This is a genomic window from Micromonospora sp. WMMD735 (genome assembly GCF_049178995.1).
Classification (GTDB): domain Bacteria; phylum Actinomycetota; class Actinomycetes; order Mycobacteriales; family Micromonosporaceae; genus Micromonospora; species Micromonospora wenchangensis.
In genome coordinates, this window is record NZ_JBMHMJ010000002.1 from 3,887,125 (window position 1) to 3,905,710 (window position 18,586).

18 protein-coding genes are annotated in these 18,586 nt (G+C 72.9%); 5 read left to right on the forward strand and 13 right to left on the reverse strand.

Annotation, left to right across the window (positions count from 1 at the left end):
• Window positions 1–35: 35 nt before the first annotated feature.
• From ACN268_RS16490 to ACN268_RS16510, 5 genes are all read right to left on the reverse strand, one after another.
• Window positions 36–1,574: a glycosyltransferase family 39 protein gene (locus ACN268_RS16490; RefSeq protein ID WP_421483940.1), complete on the reverse strand. Its 1,539-nt coding sequence runs from the start codon at window positions 1,572–1,574 to the stop codon at window positions 36–38.
• Complete coding sequence (locus ACN268_RS16495; protein WP_421483941.1) at window positions 1,571–2,569, reverse strand: glycoside hydrolase family 26 protein; 999 nt, start codon at window positions 2,567–2,569, stop codon at window positions 1,571–1,573. The genes ACN268_RS16490 and ACN268_RS16495 overlap by 4 nt, the downstream gene beginning before the upstream one ends.
• Entirely contained in the window at window positions 2,566–4,218 is a 1,653-nt protein-coding gene (locus tag ACN268_RS16500) for a glycosyltransferase family 2 protein (protein ID WP_421483942.1), read from the reverse strand. Before ACN268_RS16500 ends, ACN268_RS16495 begins: the two co-directional genes overlap by 4 nt.
• A gap of 262 nt (window positions 4,219–4,480) precedes the next feature.
• Entirely contained in the window at window positions 4,481–6,004 is a 1,524-nt protein-coding gene (locus ACN268_RS16505) for a sensor histidine kinase (RefSeq protein WP_204926834.1), read from the reverse strand.
• A gap of 52 nt (window positions 6,005–6,056) precedes the next feature.
• A complete protein-coding gene (locus ACN268_RS16510; RefSeq protein WP_363656306.1) occupies window positions 6,057–7,088 on the reverse strand; it encodes an SIS domain-containing protein in 1,032 nt (343 codons plus the stop codon).
• A gap of 188 nt (window positions 7,089–7,276) precedes the next feature.
• On the opposite strand from ACN268_RS16510, the gene ACN268_RS16515 reads away from it, so the two are divergent.
• Complete coding sequence (locus ACN268_RS16515) at window positions 7,277–9,124, forward strand: tetratricopeptide repeat protein (RefSeq protein WP_421483943.1); 1,848 nt, start codon at window positions 7,277–7,279, stop codon at window positions 9,122–9,124.
• A 149-nt stretch (window positions 9,125–9,273) separates the two neighbouring features.
• Here the strand turns inward: ACN268_RS16515 and ACN268_RS16520 are convergent, their stop codons facing one another.
• A complete protein-coding gene (locus tag ACN268_RS16520) occupies window positions 9,274–10,863 on the reverse strand; it encodes an MDR family MFS transporter (protein ID WP_421483944.1) in 1,590 nt (529 codons plus the stop codon).
• Between the two features lie 116 nt (window positions 10,864–10,979).
• Between ACN268_RS16520 and ACN268_RS16525 the strand changes: the two genes are divergently transcribed.
• Complete coding sequence (locus tag ACN268_RS16525) at window positions 10,980–11,561, forward strand: TetR/AcrR family transcriptional regulator (RefSeq protein ID WP_421483945.1); 582 nt, start codon at window positions 10,980–10,982, stop codon at window positions 11,559–11,561.
• Window positions 11,562–11,567: 6 nt separating this feature from the next.
• On the opposite strand, the gene ACN268_RS16530 is transcribed toward ACN268_RS16525, so the two are convergent.
• Both ACN268_RS16530 and ACN268_RS16535 read right to left on the reverse strand, forming a co-directional pair.
• Window positions 11,568–12,113: a GNAT family N-acetyltransferase gene (locus ACN268_RS16530; RefSeq protein WP_421486914.1), complete on the reverse strand. Its 546-nt coding sequence runs from the start codon at window positions 12,111–12,113 to the stop codon at window positions 11,568–11,570.
• Entirely contained in the window at window positions 12,113–12,328 is a 216-nt protein-coding gene (locus ACN268_RS16535; protein WP_402896657.1) for a biotin/lipoyl-binding carrier protein, read from the reverse strand. Before ACN268_RS16535 ends, ACN268_RS16530 begins: the two co-directional genes overlap by 1 nt.
• Window positions 12,329–12,561: 233 nt before the next feature.
• Here ACN268_RS16535 and ACN268_RS16540 point away from each other — a divergent pair, with 233 nt between their 5' ends.
• Entirely contained in the window at window positions 12,562–12,636 is a 75-nt protein-coding gene (locus ACN268_RS16540) for a 50S ribosomal protein bL37 (protein WP_369700219.1), read from the forward strand.
• 129 nt (window positions 12,637–12,765) lie between these two features.
• On the opposite strand, the gene rsrA is transcribed toward ACN268_RS16540, so the two are convergent.
• The 5 genes from rsrA to ACN268_RS16565 form a co-directional block, all read right to left on the reverse strand.
• Window positions 12,766–13,053: a mycothiol system anti-sigma-R factor gene (rsrA, locus tag ACN268_RS16545; protein ID WP_204926830.1), complete on the reverse strand. Its 288-nt coding sequence runs from the start codon at window positions 13,051–13,053 to the stop codon at window positions 12,766–12,768.
• A gap of 1 nt (window position 13,054) precedes the next feature.
• Entirely contained in the window at window positions 13,055–13,876 is an 822-nt protein-coding gene (locus ACN268_RS16550; protein WP_421483946.1) for a sigma-70 family RNA polymerase sigma factor, read from the reverse strand.
• A 256-nt stretch (window positions 13,877–14,132) separates the two neighbouring features.
• Entirely contained in the window at window positions 14,133–14,744 is a 612-nt protein-coding gene (locus tag ACN268_RS16555; RefSeq protein ID WP_421483947.1) for an alpha/beta family hydrolase, read from the reverse strand.
• Between the two features lie 32 nt (window positions 14,745–14,776).
• On the reverse strand, window positions 14,777–15,169 hold the full coding sequence (locus tag ACN268_RS16560) for a WhiB family transcriptional regulator (protein ID WP_421483948.1): 393 nt from the start codon (window positions 15,167–15,169) through the stop codon (window positions 14,777–14,779).
• Between the two features lie 200 nt (window positions 15,170–15,369).
• Entirely contained in the window at window positions 15,370–16,068 is a 699-nt protein-coding gene (locus ACN268_RS16565; protein WP_421483949.1) for an SOS response-associated peptidase, read from the reverse strand.
• Window positions 16,069–16,170: 102 nt separating this feature from the next.
• On the opposite strand from ACN268_RS16565, the gene aroA reads away from it, so the two are divergent.
• Window positions 16,171–17,472: a 3-phosphoshikimate 1-carboxyvinyltransferase gene (aroA, locus tag ACN268_RS16570; RefSeq protein ID WP_421483950.1), complete on the forward strand. Its 1,302-nt coding sequence runs from the start codon at window positions 16,171–16,173 to the stop codon at window positions 17,470–17,472.
• 165 nt (window positions 17,473–17,637) lie between these two features.
• The gene (gene rsgA, locus ACN268_RS16575; protein ID WP_421483951.1) at window positions 17,638–18,570 is read left to right on the forward strand and encodes a ribosome small subunit-dependent GTPase A; all 933 of its coding nucleotides are present in this window, start codon (window positions 17,638–17,640) and stop codon (window positions 18,568–18,570) included.
• Window positions 18,571–18,586: the final 16 nt, after the last annotated feature.

The following is an 18,586-nucleotide window of genomic DNA, read 5'->3' on the forward strand; positions in this document are numbered from 1 at the left end:
CACCGGTGCCCGGCCGGGCCGGTGTCGTCGCCCGGTCAGGCCGGCTTGCGTTCCAGCAGGACCACCCGGACCCGGTCGAACCGTTCGACGTGCCGGATCAGGAAACGCTGCCGCAGCAGCGCCTCCCGGGCCGGCGGCAACCCGGCCAGCGGGTCGTCGAGGTGGCCGGTCTCCACCAGCCAGATCCGCCTGGTGTCCCCGAGGCAGGGCAGCGGCTCCCGGCACTCGCGGGCGGTCAGCCAGCCGGTCTGCCGGGCCGGGACGGCCACGAAGACGTCCCGGGGGTGTGCCTGGTCGCGCAGGCCGTAGTCGGTGGCCTTGCGGGCCACGTCGCTGGAGCCACCGAACCCGTCGTTGTACGCGACCCCGTCGCCCGGCTTGACCTGCTTGCCCAGGTAACGGACCGCGTCGAGGTAGCGGGGCTGCCCGTCGGCCTCGTTGGAGCGCACCCGCTCCTGGGCCGGCAGGGTCTGCCAGGCCAGCACCGGCAGCAGCACCAGCGCCCCGGCCAGCCAGGCCGCCGGCAACCGCTCCCGGGTGGCCAGCCGGGCGGTGCGGCAGACCGCGAACGCGGCGAGCAGCGCCCACGCGGGGACGGTGAACAGGAAGTACCGGGCCAGGAACAGGTGCACCACGCTGAACGTCAGGTAGCCGGCGACCGGGGGCAGCACGGCCCAGACCAGCAGCATCAGCACCGTGGCCCGCCAGCGTGGGCCGGCGACCGCCACCGCGAGGACGGCGAGCGCCGCGACCAGCGCCAACGCGGCCGTGGTGCCGGTCAGGTTCGCCAGGAACCGGAGCACCGCGTCGCCGTCGTTCTCCACCCAGGAGATCTGCCCGGACTGCCGGCTACCGAGGATCAGCACCGGCAGGACGAACAGCCCGGCGATGCCGGTGGACACCGCCCACCGCCACCGGGGTTCCTCGCCGGGTACCGACCGCCACAGGTGGAACAGGTGCGCGACCACCACCAGCAGCGCGACGAAGTGCAGCCAGCCGACCAGCACCAGCAGCACGCCGTACGCCCACCAGCGGCCCCGGGTCGGTCGGTCCACCGCGCGCAGGAAGAGCCAGGTGGCCGCCACCGCCGCCAGGGTGACCAGGGCGTACGAGCGTGCCTCCTGGGCGTACCGGGAGACGGTGGGCAGCAGGGCGAAGACCAGGCCGGCCAGCACCCCGACCGGGGTGTCGAAGAGTCGCCGCCCGATCAGGGTGACCAGGCCGGCGGTGAGCGCGATCGCGAGCACCGACGGCAGCCGCAGGGCGGTCGTCGAGTCCCCGGTCAGCGTGGTCAGCACCGACATGATCACGTAGTAGCCTGCGTGCACGAGGTCGATGTTGCCGACCAGCATCCGGAACTGCTCGACCGACAGCGACGTGACGTGCCAGGTGACCAGTTCGTCGTTCCACAGGTCCCGGGCGTCCAGCCGCCACCAGCCGAGGCCGAGCGCGACGACGGTCGGCAGCAGCGCCCACCAGCCGCCGCCCCGGCCCACCGCCCGCCGGGGTACGGCGTGGCCGGTGACCTCCGCCGGGTCGGCCTGCCCGGTCCACTGCACCGTCGGCGCGGTCACTTCACGGTCCTGATGTCGAAGCCGAAGGTGTCCTTGGCGGCGGCCCGGCGGAACGCGCGCAGCGCGGCGTCGTCCCGGTCGATGTTCCACTTCCCGGAGCCGTTGATGTTGAAGTACGCCACCCCGAGGAGGTCCCTGCGCTTGGCCACGTTGGTGAGCAGGTCGGTGATCTGGGCCGGTCGCCGGCTGCCCGGTTCCGCCCCGGTCTCCACGATCAGCAGCGGACGCCTGGTGAAGGTGCGGATCTGGGTGATGGTGGGGACGAAGAGGTCCTGGAACGTCTTGGGGCCCCGGTTGGTGTAGTAGCCGTCCATGCCGACCCAGTCGACGTAGGCGTCCCCGGGGTACAGCGCCCTGATGCTGACCTTGCGCAGGTAGTTGACGACGTTCGGGGTCCACGTCCAGATCACGTTGGTGGCACCCTGCTGGGTGAAGATGTCGTGCAGGTGCCGCCAGGCGGCGACGTACTCGGTGGCCTTGGTCTGCTTCGTCCCCCAGGAGTACCAGTGGCCGTTCATCTCGTGGGCGAAGGTGAGCGCGATCGGCAGGTTCAGGGTGCGCACGGCGGTGGCGAACTCCTTGACGTACGCGTCGTGCCTGCCGGCGGCGATGTCCCGCAGCGGCACGTCGTACGGCTCCCAGCGGATCACCGCCAACGCGCCGTAGTTGTGCAGCTCGCGGACCTCGCTGGCGGCGAACCTGTCGTCGAAGCTCTCGAAGATCGCCACCAGGTTGGGCGTCTTGCCGGTCTCTCCGGCGAACTTGCGGACCCGCTCCATCTCGGCACCGCCGGTCACGGTGACGCCGAGGTACTTGCCCTTCGGCGACTTCAGTGCGCTGACGTCGTACGCCGGAATCTGGTCCTCGGTGGCGGCGACCCCGCCCGGCCCGGCGGCGGACCCGGCGACCGTGATGTCGACTCGGCGCAGCACGGCGAACTCGGTGAACGCCAGCGCGACCACCAGCAGGAAGGTGACCAGGTACTTCGTCCTCACCTGACGACCTCGACGTCGCGCTCCGGATCGACAAGCAGCGCCTGCCCGACGACGGCCAGGTAGAAGACCGCACTGAGCAGGGCCGGCGCGAAGATCCACGGTTCGGGTTCGACGAGCATCCGCCACCCGGCGACGCCGGCCCAGACCAGGCCGGTGCCGGCGGTCCAGACCCGCATCCCGGTCCACAGCCGCCGGGTCTTGCTCTTCTTGGCGGTGCCGCCGGTGGGTTGCCAGCCCATCCGCCGGCCCCGGACGATGTCGATGATGGCGAAGGCGTGCGCCCAGCCGTAGATCATCTTGACGGTCCAGCTCTCCAGGCCGTACCGGTTACGGTGCCAGAACGGGAAGATGACCAGGTTGTAGACCACGCTGGGCAGGATCAGCAGGTAGTTCGCGATCGCGATCTGGTGCGCGAACACGGTCAGCATCAGCACCGGGATGACCGGCGCGACGAAGGTGAACAACCCGGTGTGCAGGTAGTAGCAGAAGCCGGAGATGTAGCTGAGCCGGGCCCGCAGCCGCAGTTTCGTCGACCAGAACTTCCGCGACCCGAGCAGGCTCATCGAGCCGGCGCACCAGCGGTACTGCTGGGTGAAGAACGAGTCCACGTCCGACGGGCACAGCCCGGCGGCCAGCACGACCGGGATGTAGCGCAGGCTCCACCCCTTCATCCGCAGGTCGAAGCCGGTGTGCACGTCCTCGGAGTGCTCGATGAGGGTGGACCCGCCGATGGAGAACAGCGCGTCACGCCGGTAGACGGCGCAACTGCCCACGCAGATCGCCGAGTCGTGGGCCTGCCGGGACACCTGCACCGACCGGTAGAACAGCTCCTGCACCGCCCCGGCCCCGCGCTCCACCCAGGTCTGGCCCAGGTGCACCCGGAAGTACTGCGGCGACTGCACGATGCCCGCCTTCGGCTCGGCGTCGAACCAGGGCAGCATCTGGTCGAGCATGTCCTTACGCGGGACGAAGTCGGCGTCCAGCACCAGGATGAAGTCGCTCATCGTGCGTTCGAAGGCGTACCGCATGTTGCCGGCCTTCTTGAACCAGCCCCGGTTGGGTCGCCGCTGGTAGACGAAGCCGAAGGCGAGCGCCATCCGTTTCATCGCCTCGTTGGGCGAGTCGTCGAGCACGTAGACGGTGACCTCGCCCCGGTAGTGGCGGCCCATCGCCCGCACGTGCTCCCAGGTGTTGCGCAGCACGTGCGCGGGCTCGCCGCAGACCGGCAGGAAGACGTCGACGCTCGGGTACCTCACCGGCCGCCAGGTGCGCACCAGTTCCTGGTGCCGGGCCAGGTCGAAGCCCGGGGTGAACAGGTTGACCGCGAGCGAGATCAGGTAGTAGACGACGGTGAAGAACAGCAGCGGGGCGAGCAGCCACAGCCACGGGGCGAGCCGGACGAAGAGCAGTTGGCTGGTGATCAGGCAGCCGAAGCTGACCAGCGACGGCACCATCAGGGCGGCCAGTCGCCGCTTGCGGTAGGAGACCATCTCGGCGTCCGTCGGCGGCAACGGCACCGGGGCGTACGCGGGCCGGTGCGACGCGTCGTCGGTCCGGCGCGGGGTCCACTTCGACACCTGCCGCGGCACCCGGAACTCGGCGGTCGGCGACAGCACCGCGGCCGGGTCGACCGCAGGCGGTGAGGTCATCGCTTTCGTCTCCCCCGCTCGCCGGTCCGCACGCCCTCCCCGACAGTGCGAGCGGGATGTCGCCGGACGCGTCCAGGAAAGCCGGGCACGGTGAACTGGCCGTGGCTGCTTGGTGGTGAAGCTAGAAAACTATTCAGTCGGCCGCAAGGTGTCAATGCCCGCGAATCGATCGAAAGCCTCACCAGACCGCAGATCGCGCGTCGCCCTACTCACATTCATCCGGGCGTCACCGGCCGGACACCCGTCCCGGCCCCGACCGTCGTCAGCCCTTGGCCAGCGGGAGCACCAGCACCGCCTCGGTGCCACCGGTCGGGCCGGGACGCAGCTCGATGCTGCCCCGCAACTCCCCGGTCACCAGGGCCCGGACGATCTGCAACCCGAGCCGCCCGCCCCGGTCGGCGTCGAACTCGGCCGGCAGCCCGCGCCCGTTGTCGGTCACCGAGACGTGCAACTGCTTACGCTGCCGGTGCGCCGCGACGACCACCTCGGGCCGGGTCGCCGGCTCCACCACCTCGTCGCCCTCCTCGGCCGGCGGGAAGCCGTGCTCGACGGCGTTGAGCAGCAACTCGTTGAGCACCATCACCAGCGAGGTGGCGATCTCGGCGGGCAGCACCCCGAAGCTGCCGGTACGGCGCATCCCGACGCTCACCTCGGTCGCGGCCACCTCGGTCGCCGCGCTCGCCACCCGGTCGACGATCCCGTCGAACTCGACCGCCTCGTCGCTGGACATGGAGAGCGTCTCGTGCACCAGGGCGATGGAGGCGACCCGGCGTACCGACTCCTCCAGGGCGACCCGGGCCTCCGGCATCGACACCCGGCGGGCCTGCAGGCGCAGCAGCGCAGCGACGGTCTGCAGGTTGTTCTTCACCCGGTGGTGGATCTCCCGGATGGTGGCGTCCTTGGTGATCAGGGCCCGGTCGCGGCGGCGTACCTCGGTGATGTCGCGGACCAGGACCAGCGCGCCGATCGGCACCCCGGCGGGCATCAGCGGCAGGGCCCGGGTGAGCATCGTCGCCCCCCGGGCGTCGATCTCCCGGCGCGGCGGGCCCTCCCCGCGCAGCGCGGCGAGGATGCCGTTGGCCGCCTCGGTGCCGTCGAGCGGGTCGCTGGCCAGCCGGCGGTGCAGCTTGGCCAGGTCCTCACCGACCAGGTGGGAGGCGTACCCCAACCGGCGGTACGCCGACTGCGCGTTCGGGCTGGCGTAGGTGACCTTGCCGCCCGCGTCGAGCCGGACCAGCCCGTCGCCGACCCGGGGCGCGGAGGTCGTCTCGCCCGGGTGCCGGGGCGGCGGGAAGGTGCCGTCGGCGATCATCTGGGCCAGGTCGTCGGCGGTGGTGAGGTAGTTCAGCTCCAGCTGGCTGGGGGTGCGGGCGGTGGACAGGTTGGTGTCCCGGCCGACCACCGCGATCACCTCGCCGGCCTCCCCGTCGGCGGTCCGCAGCCGCACCGGGATCGCCTCGTGCCGGGCCGGCACGTCGCCGTACCAGACCGGGTCGCCCTCCCGCCAGATCCGGCCCTGCCGGTAGGCGACCTCCAGGTGCGCCACCTCCGGCCCGCCCACGATCCGCCCCACCTGGTCGTCCAGGTAGGCGGTCGGGGCGGTCGTCGGGCGGACCTGGGCGACGCAGAGGAACGTGCCGTCGGCGTCCACCGGCACCCACAGCAGCAGGTCGGCGAAGGACAGGTCGGACAGCAGCTGCCAGTCGCCGGCGATCCGGTGCAGGTGGTCGATGTCGGCCGGGCGGAGCTGGGTGTGCTCCTCGGCGAGGTCGCGCAGCGTGGACACGAGACACAGCGTGCCACGCCCACCCGGACGCCGTCCCGCTGGCCGGCCCGGGTCACATCGTCGCGGTGACCTTCTTCAGCCCGCGCGGGGCGTCCGGGTCCTCACCCCGGGCCAGCGCCAGGGCGAGGGCCAGGCGCTGCAACGGCAGGATGTCCAGCAGCGGGGCGTACCGCTCGTCGACCTCGGGCACCGCCATCCGGGTGGCCCCCTCGACCTCGGCCGAGCCGACCACCACGACGTCGGCCCGCCGCTCGCCGAGGCGGGGCAGCACCTCGCCCATGGACCGGCCGCCGGGGCCGGAGCCGACCACGGCCAGCACCGGGACGTCCGGGTCGGTCATCGCCAGCGGCCCGTGCAGCAGGTCGGCGCCGGAGAACGCCAGCGCCGGCAGGTAGGACGTCTCCATCAGCTTCAGCGCCGCCTCCCGGGCGGTCGGGTACGCGTACCCCCGGCCGGTGGTGACGAGCTGGCCGGCGAACCGGTAGCGCGGGGCGAGCTGGGTCGGGGTGGGGTCGGCGAGGGTGCGCTCGGCCAGCTCGGGGAGGCGTTCCAGGGCGGCCCGCTGGTCGGCCGGCAGCACGCCGTCCCCGGCCCGGATGCCCTCCACCAGCAGCAGCAGGGCGAGCAGTTCGGCGGTGTAGGTCTTGGTGGCGGCGACGGCCCGCTCGTGCCCGGCGGCGATGTCGACGCCCAGCTCGGCGGTCCGGGCCAGCGGCGAGCCGGGATCGTTGGTGACCGCCAGGGTGAGCGCGCCGGCCTCGCGGGCGGTGCGCAGCACCTCGGTCAGGTCGGGTGAGCCGCCGCTCTGGCTGACCCCGACGACGAGCGCGTCGGAGAGGTCGGGGCGGGCCCCGTAGACGGTGACCGCGCTCGGCGAGGCGAGCCCGGCGGGCAGCCCGAGCCGGATCTCGGTCAGGTACGCCCCGTAGAGGGCGGCGTGGTCGGAGGTGCCCCGGGCGGTGAAGACCACGTGCCGGGGGCGACGCTCCGCGACGGCCGCCGCGACCCGGGCGATCGCCGCGGTGTGCCCGGTGGAGAGCAGCCGCGCGTAACCGGCCGGCTGCTCGGCGATGTCGGCGGCCATCCCGGCCCCTGGCTGCGTCACGGAAACTCCCCTCGCTGCGCGATCGCCGCGCGTTTCATGTTCAGTCTTGCACGGTTGAGTCCTGATCGACAATCCATCGCGCACTAATGCGCAGAAGATCGGCACCGGTTGCCGGCATCCCCTACGCTTGCCCAGCCCTGGCAACCCCCTGCTAGTGAGAGGCCGACGTGTCGGAGGAGCCACCCGCGCTGACCGCGGCCGAGGAACTCGCCCTCGCCCGGCTCGCGCTCGACGAGGGCGACCTGGCCCACGCCGCCGACCACCTCGCCGCCGCGCTGGTGCTGGCACCGACCCTGCCCGACACGCACGAGACGCTCACCCGGATCGCCGCCGCCTCGGGCGGCGACCTCGACCTCTTCCCGCTCGGCCAGCGGGCCCACGTCGGGGCCGTGGTCGCCCGCGCCCACCTGCTCGCCGCCGCCGGCCGCCCGGCCGAAGGGCTCGACCTGCTGGTCGCCGCCACCGGCCACGCCCCCGGCGTCGACTGGGCCGGGGTGCCCTGGGTCACCGCCCCCGAGCTGGCCGGACGGCTCGACCCGGACCGCTGCGCCCGGATCCTCATGCAGGTCTGCGCCGCAGTGCCCGACCCGGTCCCCCGCGCCGGGCGGGCACCCCTGACGCCGTACCTCACCCTGGCCCGGAACGCGGTCGCCGCGCACCCCCGGCACGCCCTGCTGCTCGGGGCGGCGTCCGCGCTGGCCCGGCGGCTCGGCGAGGTCACCCTCGCGGTCACCTGGGCAAGCCGGGGGGTACGCGAGGCGCCGTCCAAACTCGGCGAGGTCTGGCTCGGGTACGCCTACCGCAGCGCCGGGCGGACCCGCGACGCCCTGGCCGCGCTGGAACGGGCCGTCGGGCACGACCCCGACGACCTCGCCGTCTACGCCGACATCGCCGGCACCCTGGCCGACCACGGCCGACTCGACGACGCCCTCGGCTGGATCGACCGGGCGCTGGCCCGCGACCCGACCTTCGACTGCGCGGTGCACACCGCGCACCGGCTGCGGTTCCTGCGCGACGGCGACGTGGCGCACCTGGTCGACCTCGCCGACTTCACCCGGGACCACCCGGACGACAGCCACGAGCACACCGACCTCGCCGAGTCCTGCCGGGGACGCCCCTGGCTGGGGCAGGTCACCCCGGCGACCGGCGCGATGGTCGACGCGCTGCGCCGCGCGCTCGCCGCCGACGGCTTCCCCGACGCGGCGGTACGCCTCGACACCGTCGAACCGCCGAGCGCGATGCGTACCGTCACCGCCGCCGTGCCCGCCCTGCACGTCGAGGTGACCGGGGTGGCCGAACCGGACCCGCGCGAGCCCCGCCGGGACACCGGCTACCGGCTCTGGCGCTACGACGGCACCACCGCCGCGCCGACCCTGCCAGCCCCGTCCCCGGCCGCCGCCGAGCGGGTACGCCACCTGGCCCACCCCGCCTGGCCGCACCCCCCGGCCGCGTACGACGCGGCGGTCGCCCTGGCCACCCTGGACCTGGCCGACCTGCTCGGTCTGCTGGTGCACCCGCCCGACGCGCCGCCGACCGCGCTGGGCCGGGTGCTCAGCGGTCAGGACCCGTCGCTGTGGGTGCGGTGCGTACAGGTCTGGGCCTGCCTCGGCCTGCTGCACCACCGCACGGACGAGCCGTGGGCGACCTCGACCCGCCGCCGGGTACTGGTGGAGCTGATCTGGGGCGTCGAGGACTGGATCACCGAAGCGGCACTGTTCGCCCTGGTCACCGCCGCCTGGATCGACCCGACGGTACGCCCCGACGTGGCCGGGCTGGTGGCCGAGCGGCTCGCCGACGTGGCGGCCGTAGCGCAGGGCCGGCCGGTGCCGATCGCGATCTCCCTGGCCCACCTGGCGCTGGCCACCCCGGCCGTCGACCCGGACACCACCGCACTGGCCCACCGGCTGCTCGCCACCCCGGCCGGGACCCGTCGGTCCGGTCCCCTGGCCCGTGCCTGGCGTCGCCTCACCGCCCTCGTCCGCCGCCGCCCCGGCTCCCGCCCCCGCCCGGCTTGATCGACTCCTCGGGGCCGAGGTAGCGGTGTCCGAGCGGGTTCATACCGCAACATCGGCCCAGGCGAGTCGATCACCGGGCACGGGCACCACGGACACGGCCGGCCCGTACCCCTGGCGGGGACGGGCCGGCCGTTACGGACGGGACCGGGTCAGGAGACCGGGGCCTTGCCGAGGGCGACCTCGGCCTGCTCCTCGCCGCTGGCGTCCGGCGGCGGGACGGCGTTCGCCGTACGCAGCGGGATCTCCCGGATGAACCAGGCGAGCACCGGCACCGCGATCGTGATGATCATCGCCCAGAAGAAGACGTGCGAGATGGCGTCGGAGAGCCCGCCGAGCACCACCTCACGCGCCTGCGTCGGCAACTCCTTGAGCTTCGTCAGGTCCATCCCCCGCCCCTCGCCGGTGCCACCGGCGAAGGCGCTGCCGGCCGGCGAGTCGGCGAGCCGGTTGGCGAAGATCGCCCCGAACAGCGAGATGCCGAACGAACCACCGATGGAGCGGAAGAAGGTGGCCGCGCCGCTGGCCGCGCCGAGGTCCTTCTGCTCCACGCTGTTCTGCGCGATCAGCATCGAGGTCTGCATCAGGAAGCCCATGCCGGCACCGAGGACCAGCATGTAGAGCGACGACTCGACCTTGCCGGTGTCGACCTCCAGCAGGGACAGCAGCGCCATACCGACGGCCATCACCACGCCCCCGACGATCGGGAACATCCGGTAGCGACCGGTCCTGGTGATGGCCCGGCCGACCACCAGCGACACCACCAGCATGCCGAACATCAGCGGGAGCAGGAGCAGGCCGCTGTTGGTGGCCGAGGCGCCCTGCACGGTCTGCTGGTAGAGCGGCAGGAAGTTCATCGCGCCGAACATGGCGAAGCCGAGCAGGAAGCCGATCACCGAGATCAGCGCGAAGTTACGGTTGGCGAAGAGGCCGAGCGGCAGGATCGGCTCGACGACCCGCCGTTCGACGATGCCGAAGGCCACCAGGCTGACCAGGGCCAGCGCGGCGAGGCCGACGATCTGCGCGGAGGCCCAGTCGTACTCGTTGCCGCCCCAGGTGGTGATCAGGACGATCGCGGTGATGCCGACGGAGAGCAGGCCCGCGCCCAGCCAGTCGATCCGGTGCTCGGTGCGGTACTTGGGCAGGTGCATGGTGGTGGCCAGGATCAGCAGCGCGAGGCCACCGAGCGGCAGGTTGACGTAGAACGCCCAGCGCCAGGAGAGGTTGTCGGTGATGAACCCGCCGACCAGCGGACCGGCCACCATGGCGATCGCCATGATGCCGGCGATCATGCCCTGGTAGCGGCCCCGCTCACGCGGCGGGACCAGGTCGCCGATGATCGCCATCACGCCGACCATCAGGCCACCGGCGCCGAGCCCCTGCACGGCCCGGAAGGCGATCAGTTCGACCATCCCGTTGCCGGTGCCGCCGAGCAGCGCCGAACCGGACATCCCGCACAGCGCCGACCCGATCAGGAAGACGACCACCGAGGTCAGGAAGACCGCCTTACGGCCGTAGAGGTCGCCGAGCTTGCCCCAGATCGGGGTGGAGACCGTGGTGCCCAGCACGTACGCGGTGACCACCCAGGTGAAGTGGTTGACGCCGCCGAACTCGCTGACGATCCGCGGCAGCGCGGTGCTGACGATCATGTTGTCGAGCATCGCGAGCATCATCGCGATCATGAGGCCGAACAGCACCACCCGGATGTTGGGTTTCGCCCTCGCCTGGGTTTCCTGAGTCATGGGTAAGCTCCCCCGGAGATCTGTCGCACTTACTTGCCGCCCGGCTAGTCACCTTACTAGCCGCACGGTAAGTTGGAGAGCGGGACCCCGTCAAGCGAGTTGGGTGGTAGGTACAGGTGACTCAGAGCACAGGCGGCACGCGCGGGCGCATCCAGGCCGTCGCCCTGGAGCTCTTCACCGAGCAGGGGTACGAGAAGACCTCGCTCCGGGAGATCGCCGAGCGGCTCGGCGTCACCAAGGCCGCCCTGTACTACCACTTCAAGAGCAAGGACGAGATCGTCAACAGCTACGTCGAGGACCGGTTGCACCGGATGGACGAGCTGATCGACTGGGCCCGCGACCAACCGGCCAGCCGGGCCACCCGGCGGGAACTGGTCAGCCAGTACGCCGACATGATGTTCGGCACCGGGCAGTCCCTGGTGATGCGGTTCTTCGAGCAGAACCAGACAGTGCTCAAGAGCCTCGCCGCCGGTCAACAGATGCGCGAACGGATGTACCAGCTCGCCGACGCGGTCTGCCTCGGCGACGACTCCCCCCGGGCCCAACTCCGGGCGACACTGGTGCTGTTCGCGGTACACAGCAGCTGGTTCGCCGTCCGGACCCCGGACATCACCGACGACGAACGCAAGAAGATCGCCCTTGAGGTGGCCGACGAACTGCTGGCCGGCATCGAGGAGGGCGGCCCGGCGGACCGCTGACGGCGGTCAGCCGACGGCGGGCCGGTCCGGGCCGGCGGGCAGCGCCAGCCGCAGGGCGAGCAGGTCGACACCGGGCAGCGGCGACCAGTCCCGCTGCGGGGTACGCACGAAACCGAGCCCCGCGTACAGCCGGTGGGCGGCGTCGGCGAGCCCGCTGCGCACGCAGATGACCATCGCCGTGCAGCCCTGCGCCACGGCCCGGGACAGGCAGGCCCGTACCAGCGCCACCCCCACGCCCCGCCTCTGGGCGGCCGGGTCCACCGCCAGCATCCGGAACTCCGCCTCGCCCGGCCCGGACAGCTCCGCGTAGGGGCTGCCGGGCAGCACGTAGGTGACCGAGCCGAGCACCGTGCCGGTCGCCCCGTCGACGGCGACCAGGATCTCGCCGTGCTCCGCCCGACCGGCCACGTCGGCCAGCACCACGCCGTAGCCGTTCTCGCCCTTGAGCTGACCGTCGGCCTCGTAGGCGGCGACGGTCAACCGGGCCACCGCCGGGAACTCGGCCGGTACGGCCCGCCGGACCAGCAGGCCGGTCGTCGGCTCGTCGGGGATCAACCGATCACCGCGATCAGGTCACCGTCCTGCACCACGTCGCCCTCGTTGACCGCGAGCTGCTCGACCACCCCGTCGGACTCGGCGACGACCGGGATCTCCATCTTCATCGACTCCAGGATCACCAGCGTGTCCCCCTCGGAGACGGTGTCCCCCCTCGACGCGACGACCTTCCACACGTTGGCCACCATCTCGGCGCGGATCTCCTCGGCCATCTCGGCCCTCCCTCTCCACCGGGTGTGTCTGCGTCGGTATCCAATCACGGACCGGCCCCGCGTGGGCGGGAGAGCGCCACGCGCGCCCGGCGTACCGCTGCCGCCCCGGCGCACGACGGTGCCCGCCGGCCGCACTAGCATCATCAGGTCGGACCCGACGCCGGGAGGCCGGCGGCGTGCACGCAGTCGCGGGTCGACCGCAGCAGGGTCGGACCCATCACGAGGAGGTCAGCATGGCGAAGAAGGCCCGTAAGAAGAAGGCCCGTAAGAAGAGCGGCGCGAACCACGGCAAGCGCCCCAACTCCTGAGCCGTTCCGGCGGGCCACCGCCGCGACGTCAGGTCCGGCCCCGCGCCGGACGCACCGGTGGCCCGGGTCGAGTCGACCCGGGCCACCGTCATGCGTTCGTCTCGTCCACGGCCGGTCCGCCGTGCGGTGTCACTCGGCGAGTTCGCGGGACTCGCTGGCCTCGAACACCACCAGCTCGGTGAGGCGTACCCGCAGCCGCTCGCGCAGCTCGTCGGGGGCGGTCTCGTTGCCGCAGCACCGCGCCACCAGCGCCCGCACCTCCTGCTCGATGCCGTACTCGCGCAGGCAGGGCCCGCACTCGTCCAGGTGGTAGCGGATCAGCGAACGACGCTCCTCGGCGCACTCCAGGTCGAGGTAGAGGTAGACCTCCGCGAGCACTTCCCGGCAGTCCGTCTCGTGCGGCTCTCCACAGCTCACGTCACACCTCCCGACCGGCAGTGGCGGTGGTCGACCCCTTCGCGGGCTGCGCGGCGCTGAAGCCGCGCTCCGCGGCGTACCGCTCCAGCAGCTTGCGCAGGTTACGACGCCCGCGGTGCAACCGGGACATCACGGTGCCGATCGGCGTGCCCATGATGTCGGCGACCTCCTTGTACGAGAAGCCCTCGACATCGGTCAGGTAGACGGCCAGGCGGAACTCCTCCGGCAACTGTTGGAGGGCCTCCTTGACGTCGGTGTCCGGCAGCCGGTCCAGCGCCTCGGTCTCGGCCGACCGCAACCCGCTGGAGGTGTGCGACTCGGCCTCGGCGAGCTGCCAGTCGGTGATCTCCTCGGTGGGCGCCTGGATGGGCTGGCGCTGCCGCTTGCGGTAGGAGTTGATGTAGGTGTTGGTCAGGATCCGGTAGAGCCAGGCCTTCAGGTTGGTGCCCTGCTCGAACTGGTGGAAGGCCGCGTACGCCTTCAGGTACGTCTCCTGGACCAGGTCCTCGGCGTCGGCCGGGTTACGCGTCATCCGCAGCCCGGCGGCGTAGAGCTGATCGACGAAGGGCATCGCGTCCCGCTCGAAGCGGGCCCTGCGCTCGTCCGTCTTCTCGGTGGTCAACCGCACATCCCCTCGCGTCGGATGCTGTCCCGCCGAGGATACGCGGACGGACCGGTCCGCAGCTTGCGTTCTGCCGGGTGTGCCCGTGCTCACCACCCGGGGGCCGGTCCCCACCGCCGGCCAGTCCGGACCGTCGAGCAGCCGTCTGAGCTGCCGCGCGTCCCGATCGTCCCGCTCCCGGCTCCGTGTCTCGGTCGGCACCGGTCACCCCCCTCGCCAGATTCCTCGTCCGGGAGTCGTAACACCCGACCGCCGGCCGCACATTCCGCCGGCCCCCGCTCCTGGTCCCGGCCCGCCCGGTCGGCTACCGGAGGACTGGGACCAGGAAGGGCCTGGGAGGGACGGTCCCGACCACCCGAACCGGAAGGTCGGCACCACCGGATGCAACGAGGGGTCCGGCGGGGCGGAAACGGGTCGTCAGCACGGCGAACCGACCGCCCGCGGGTCGCCGCGACCCTCAGCGGGCCCACCCGTGCGTGCGTAGCCAGCCGAGCACCGCGGCGGCCACCCCGGCCGGGTCCTGGCGCAGGTCGTGACGTTCGCCACGGCGCACCACCACCTGCACCGCTGCGGCGGCGACGGGCAGCCCGAACGGGTCCCGGTCGCCGTTGACCACCAGCGTGGGCAGGCCGGTTGCCAGCTCGTCGGCCCGGGAGCGCTCCGGGCGGCCGGGCGGGTGCAGTGGAAAGGCCAGCGCGACGACCCCGACCGCCCCCACCGGGCCGGCCGTCCGGCAGGCCACCCGGGCGCCGCTGGACCGGCCACCGACCAGCAGCGGCAGGTCGGGATGCCGGCGGCGCAGCACGGCCAGCACCGCCGTCCACGCCTCGTCCAGGTGACCCGCCGGGGCCGGTGCCCGACGGCCGGCCACCCGGTAGGGCTGGGTCACCCGGGCCACCAGCACCCCGGCGTCGCAGGCGGCGTCACGGACGGCCAGCAGGTCCGGCGCGTCCACCGCGCCGCCGGCCCCGTGGCCGAGCACGAGCAGGGACGTCGGCGGGCCGGCCGGCCGGTCGGTGTCGACCCGGGCCGGGCCGCGCGGGGTGTCGAGCTGTGTGGAGCGGGACATCCGGTCATTCTGCGCCGTGGCCGGCGGGATGATCAGCTCAACGGCACCAGGGTGAGCAACTGGTCGCGCACCGGTGGACCGGCGTCGCCGGCCGCGCCGCTGTCGGAGCCGACCTCGCCCCGCCAGGCGACCAGCATGGCCCGACGCTCGCGGGGCGTGGTGCCGCCCCACACGCCGTGGGTGTCGCCCACCTCCAGCGCCCAGGCCAGGCAGGAACCCTGCACGTCGCAGCTGCGGCAGAGCGCGACCGCCGCGTCGGCCGGTTCGTTGGGCGCCGGAAAGAACGTCTCCGGGTCCACGCTCTGGCAGGTACCTCTGGTCCGCCAGGCATCGTCGGAACGGCGGTCCCGCAACGCGCGGAGCAGTCGCGGATCCCGTCGTGCGGCGGCCACCTCGTGCGGTCGGGGCATACGTGCCCGGGTCATCACACCCACCTCCCCCGTGGGACCGGCAAGATCGACGGGCGTCGTTCGCACTGCGCGAGGACGCTCCCAGTGCCAGCGCTGTGTTGTATCGCACCGTCGGCTACGGAGACAAGGGGTGTGCCGGAAAGATGGCAGAAAATCCGAGCGACATTTCACTGATAAACCCGGCAATTCGTACGCGCCAATGTCACCTATCGCGATCAGAACAGTGCGTCGTTCCCGTGGGAGCGTTCCCGGTCCAGCGACACCCGGGCGGTCAACTCCGGGCCGTCGTTGCGCACGTCGCCCACCGCCGTACCGACCGGGCGGATCTCCAGCCCGGCGAGCCAGTCCGCCGACGGCGGGACCAGCAACGCCGCCGGATCGTCGGCCGGGGCCAGCCAGTCCGCCCACCGGTCGGGCGGCAGCAGCAGCGGCATCCGGTCGTGCACCTCGGCCAACTCGCCCACCGCAGCCGTGGTGAGCACGCTGAACGTGAGCGTCTCCGCCCAGCGGGACCAGATCCCCGCCAACGCCAGCACCGAGCCGTCCCGCGGGGTCATGAAGTACGGCTGCTTGCCGCCGTCGGCCCGGCGCACCCACTCGTACCAGCCGTCGGCCGGGACGAGGCAGCGGCGACGGGCGAACGGCAGGGCGTACGCCCGGCTGGTGGCGACCGTCTCGGCCCGCGCGTTGATCATCCGGGCCGCCCCGGCGGCCGACTTCGCCCAGTGCGGCACCAGCCCCCAGCGACCCACCGAGAGCGCCCGCCCCCGCTCCGGATCGACCCGCACCACCGGCACCCGGTCGGTCGGCGCGACGTTGTGGTCCGGCCGGACCCCGCCGTCGGTGTCGTCGTACGACTCGAAGACGGCGCTCAGGTCCCCGGAACTCCGGGTCGTCGCGTACCTGCCGCACATGACGCCAACGCTAACCCCCCGCGCCGCCATCGGCTGTCCCGCCCACCGGGAGTCGGCCCGACGGTAGTCTCGAAATCGTCGTCGGGTTGGCAGAATGTGACCGTGGGAAACCTGACCGCCACCCGTCCGCAACAGCCCTGGGCCGCACCGACCGCCACCGCCCCGGTCACCGCCGCCCTGCGCCTACCCGGCTCCAAGTCGATGACCGCACGGGCCCTGGTGCTCAGCGCACTGGCCGGTGGCCCGTCGACACTGCACGGGCCGCTGCGCGCCCGCGACACCGAACTCATGGCGGGCGGGCTGCGGGCGATGGGTGCCCACGTCTCGGTCTCCGACGACGACCGCTGGCTGGTCCGGCCGCACCGGCTGGTCGGCCCGGCCCACGTCGACGTCGGGCTCGCCGGCACGGTGATGCGGTTCGTCCCGCCGGTCGCCGGCCTCACCGACGGGCGGGTCACCTTCGACGGCGACCCGCAGGCCCGGGTCCGGCCGCTGGGCCCGCTGATCGGCGCGCTGCGCTCACTCGGCGTCCGGATCGACGCGCCGGAGACCGGCAGCCTGCCCCTGGTGGTGCAGGGCGTCGGCCGGGTCACCGGCGGCGAGGTGGTGATCGACGCCTCCGCCTCCAGCCAGCTCGTCTCCGGCCTGCTGCTCGCCGGGGCGCGCTTCGACCGGGGCGTGGTGGTCCGGCACCAGGGCCCACCGGTGCCCTCCGCGCCGCACCTGCGGATGACGGTGCAGATGCTGCGGGCCGCCGGGGCGGCCGTCGACGACACCGTCGACGACGTCTGGGTGGTCGAGCCGGGGCCGCTCGCCGGCCGGGGCTGGGAGATCGAACCCGACCTCTCCGGCGCGGTCCCGTTCTTCGCCGCCGCCCTGGTCACCGGCGGCGAGGTGACCCTGCAGGGCTGGCCGCACAACAGCGTCCAGCCGGTCGAGCAGCTCCGCTCGCTGCTGGACCGGATGGGTGGCGAGGTCACCCTGACCACCGCCGGGCTGACCGTACGGGGCACCGGCACCGTGCACGGCCTGACCGCCGACCTGTCCGACGTCAGCGAGTTGACCCCAGCACTGACCGCGCTCGCCATGCTTGCCGACTCGCCGTCGACGTTCACCGGCATCGGGCACATCCGGGGGCACGAGACCGACCGGCTCGCCGCGCTGGCCCGGGAGTTCACCGGGCTCGGCGCCGACCTGACCGAAACCGCCGACGGGCTGGAGATCCGGCCCCGACCGCTGCGCGGGGGCGCCTTCCGCACCTACGCCGACCACCGGATGGCGCACGCCGCCGCGGTGGCCGGGCTCGCCGTCGGCGGCATCGAGGTGGACGACGTGTCGTGCACCTCGAAGACCATGCCGGAGTTCCCGGCACTATGGTCGGCGATGGTGACCGGCAAGAACTGACGGCGGAGGGGGCAGGTCCTGGCGACCAAGCGACGGGAGTACGACGAGGACGACGTACGAGTACGGCCCGGCCGGTCCTCACGTCCGCGTACCCGGACCCGCCCCCGGCACGACGACGCGGTCGACGGGTTCGTCATCGCCGTCGACCGGGGCCGCTACACCTGCGTGCTCCCCGACGCCCCGGACGGTGCGGCAGTCACCGCCATGCGGGCCCGCGAACTCGGCCGCAAGTCGGTGGTGGTCGGCGACCGGGTGAGCCTGGTCGGCGACGTCTCCGGTGTGGACGGGGCGCTGGCCCGGATCGTCCGGATCGCCGAACGGCGCTCGGTGCTGCGGCGCACCGCCGACGACGACGAGAACACCGCCGAAGGGCGGCTGGAACGGGTGGTGGTCGCCAACGCCGACCAACTGGTGATCGTCAGCGCGCTGGCCGACCCGCCGCCCCGGACCGGCTTCATCGACCGTTGCCTCGTCGCCGCGTACGACGCCGACATCGAGCCGCTGCTCTGCCTGACCAAGGCCGACCTGGCCGGCCCGGCGCAGGTCGTCGGCTACTACACCGAGCTGGAGCTGCCGTACGTGCTCATCCGGCCCGACTCCGACCTCGACGCGCTGCGCGCCCTGCTCGCCGGCCGGGTGTCGGTGCTGGTCGGGCACTCCGGGGTGGGCAAATCCACGCTTGTCAACCGGCTGGTGCCGGACGCGCTACGGGCGGTCGGCGTGGTCAGCGCGATCGGTCGGGGCCGGCACACCTCCACCAGCGCGGTGGCGCTCCGGCTGCCGCGTACCCCGGACGGGGACGGTGACCCGGGCTGGATCGTGGACACCCCGGGCATCCGCAGCTTCGGGCTGGCCCACGTCTCGGCCGAGAGCCTGCTGCACGGGTTCCCCGACCTGGTGGAGGGGACGGTGGACTGCCCACCCAACTGTCCACACACCCCGGACGAGGCGGACTGCGCCCTGGACGCCTGGGTGGCCGCCGGCAAGGCCGACCCGCGCCGGCTGGGCTCGTACCGTCGGCTGCTGGCCTCCCGGGCCGGCGAGGGTGACCCCCGCGAAGCGGAACGCAACCCCGGCGACCCCCTCGCCGGCTCCTGACCACCCAAGACGTTTG

What these genes read in the sequence shown, in the direction of transcription:
- ACN268_RS16520 (WP_421483944.1), bottom strand. Translation starts at nt 10,863, where the DNA reads ATGACTCAGGAAACCCAGGCGAGGGCGAAACCCAACATCCGGGTGGTG.
- ACN268_RS16510 (WP_363656306.1), bottom strand. Translation starts at nt 7,088, where the DNA reads ATGGCCGCCGACATCGCCGAGCAGCCGGCCGGTTACGCGCGGCTGCTC.
- ACN268_RS16535 (WP_402896657.1), bottom strand. Translation starts at nt 12,328, where the DNA reads ATGGCCGAGGAGATCCGCGCCGAGATGGTGGCCAACGTGTGGAAGGTC.
- ACN268_RS16555 (WP_421483947.1), bottom strand. Translation starts at nt 14,744, where the DNA reads ATGTCCCGCTCCACACAGCTCGACACCCCGCGCGGCCCGGCCCGGGTC.
- ACN268_RS16560 (WP_421483948.1), bottom strand. Translation starts at nt 15,169, where the DNA reads ATGACCCGGGCACGTATGCCCCGACCGCACGAGGTGGCCGCCGCACGA.
- ACN268_RS16500 (WP_421483942.1), bottom strand. Translation starts at nt 4,218, where the DNA reads ATGACCTCACCGCCTGCGGTCGACCCGGCCGCGGTGCTGTCGCCGACC.
- ACN268_RS16565 (WP_421483949.1), bottom strand. Translation starts at nt 16,068, where the DNA reads ATGTGCGGCAGGTACGCGACGACCCGGAGTTCCGGGGACCTGAGCGCC.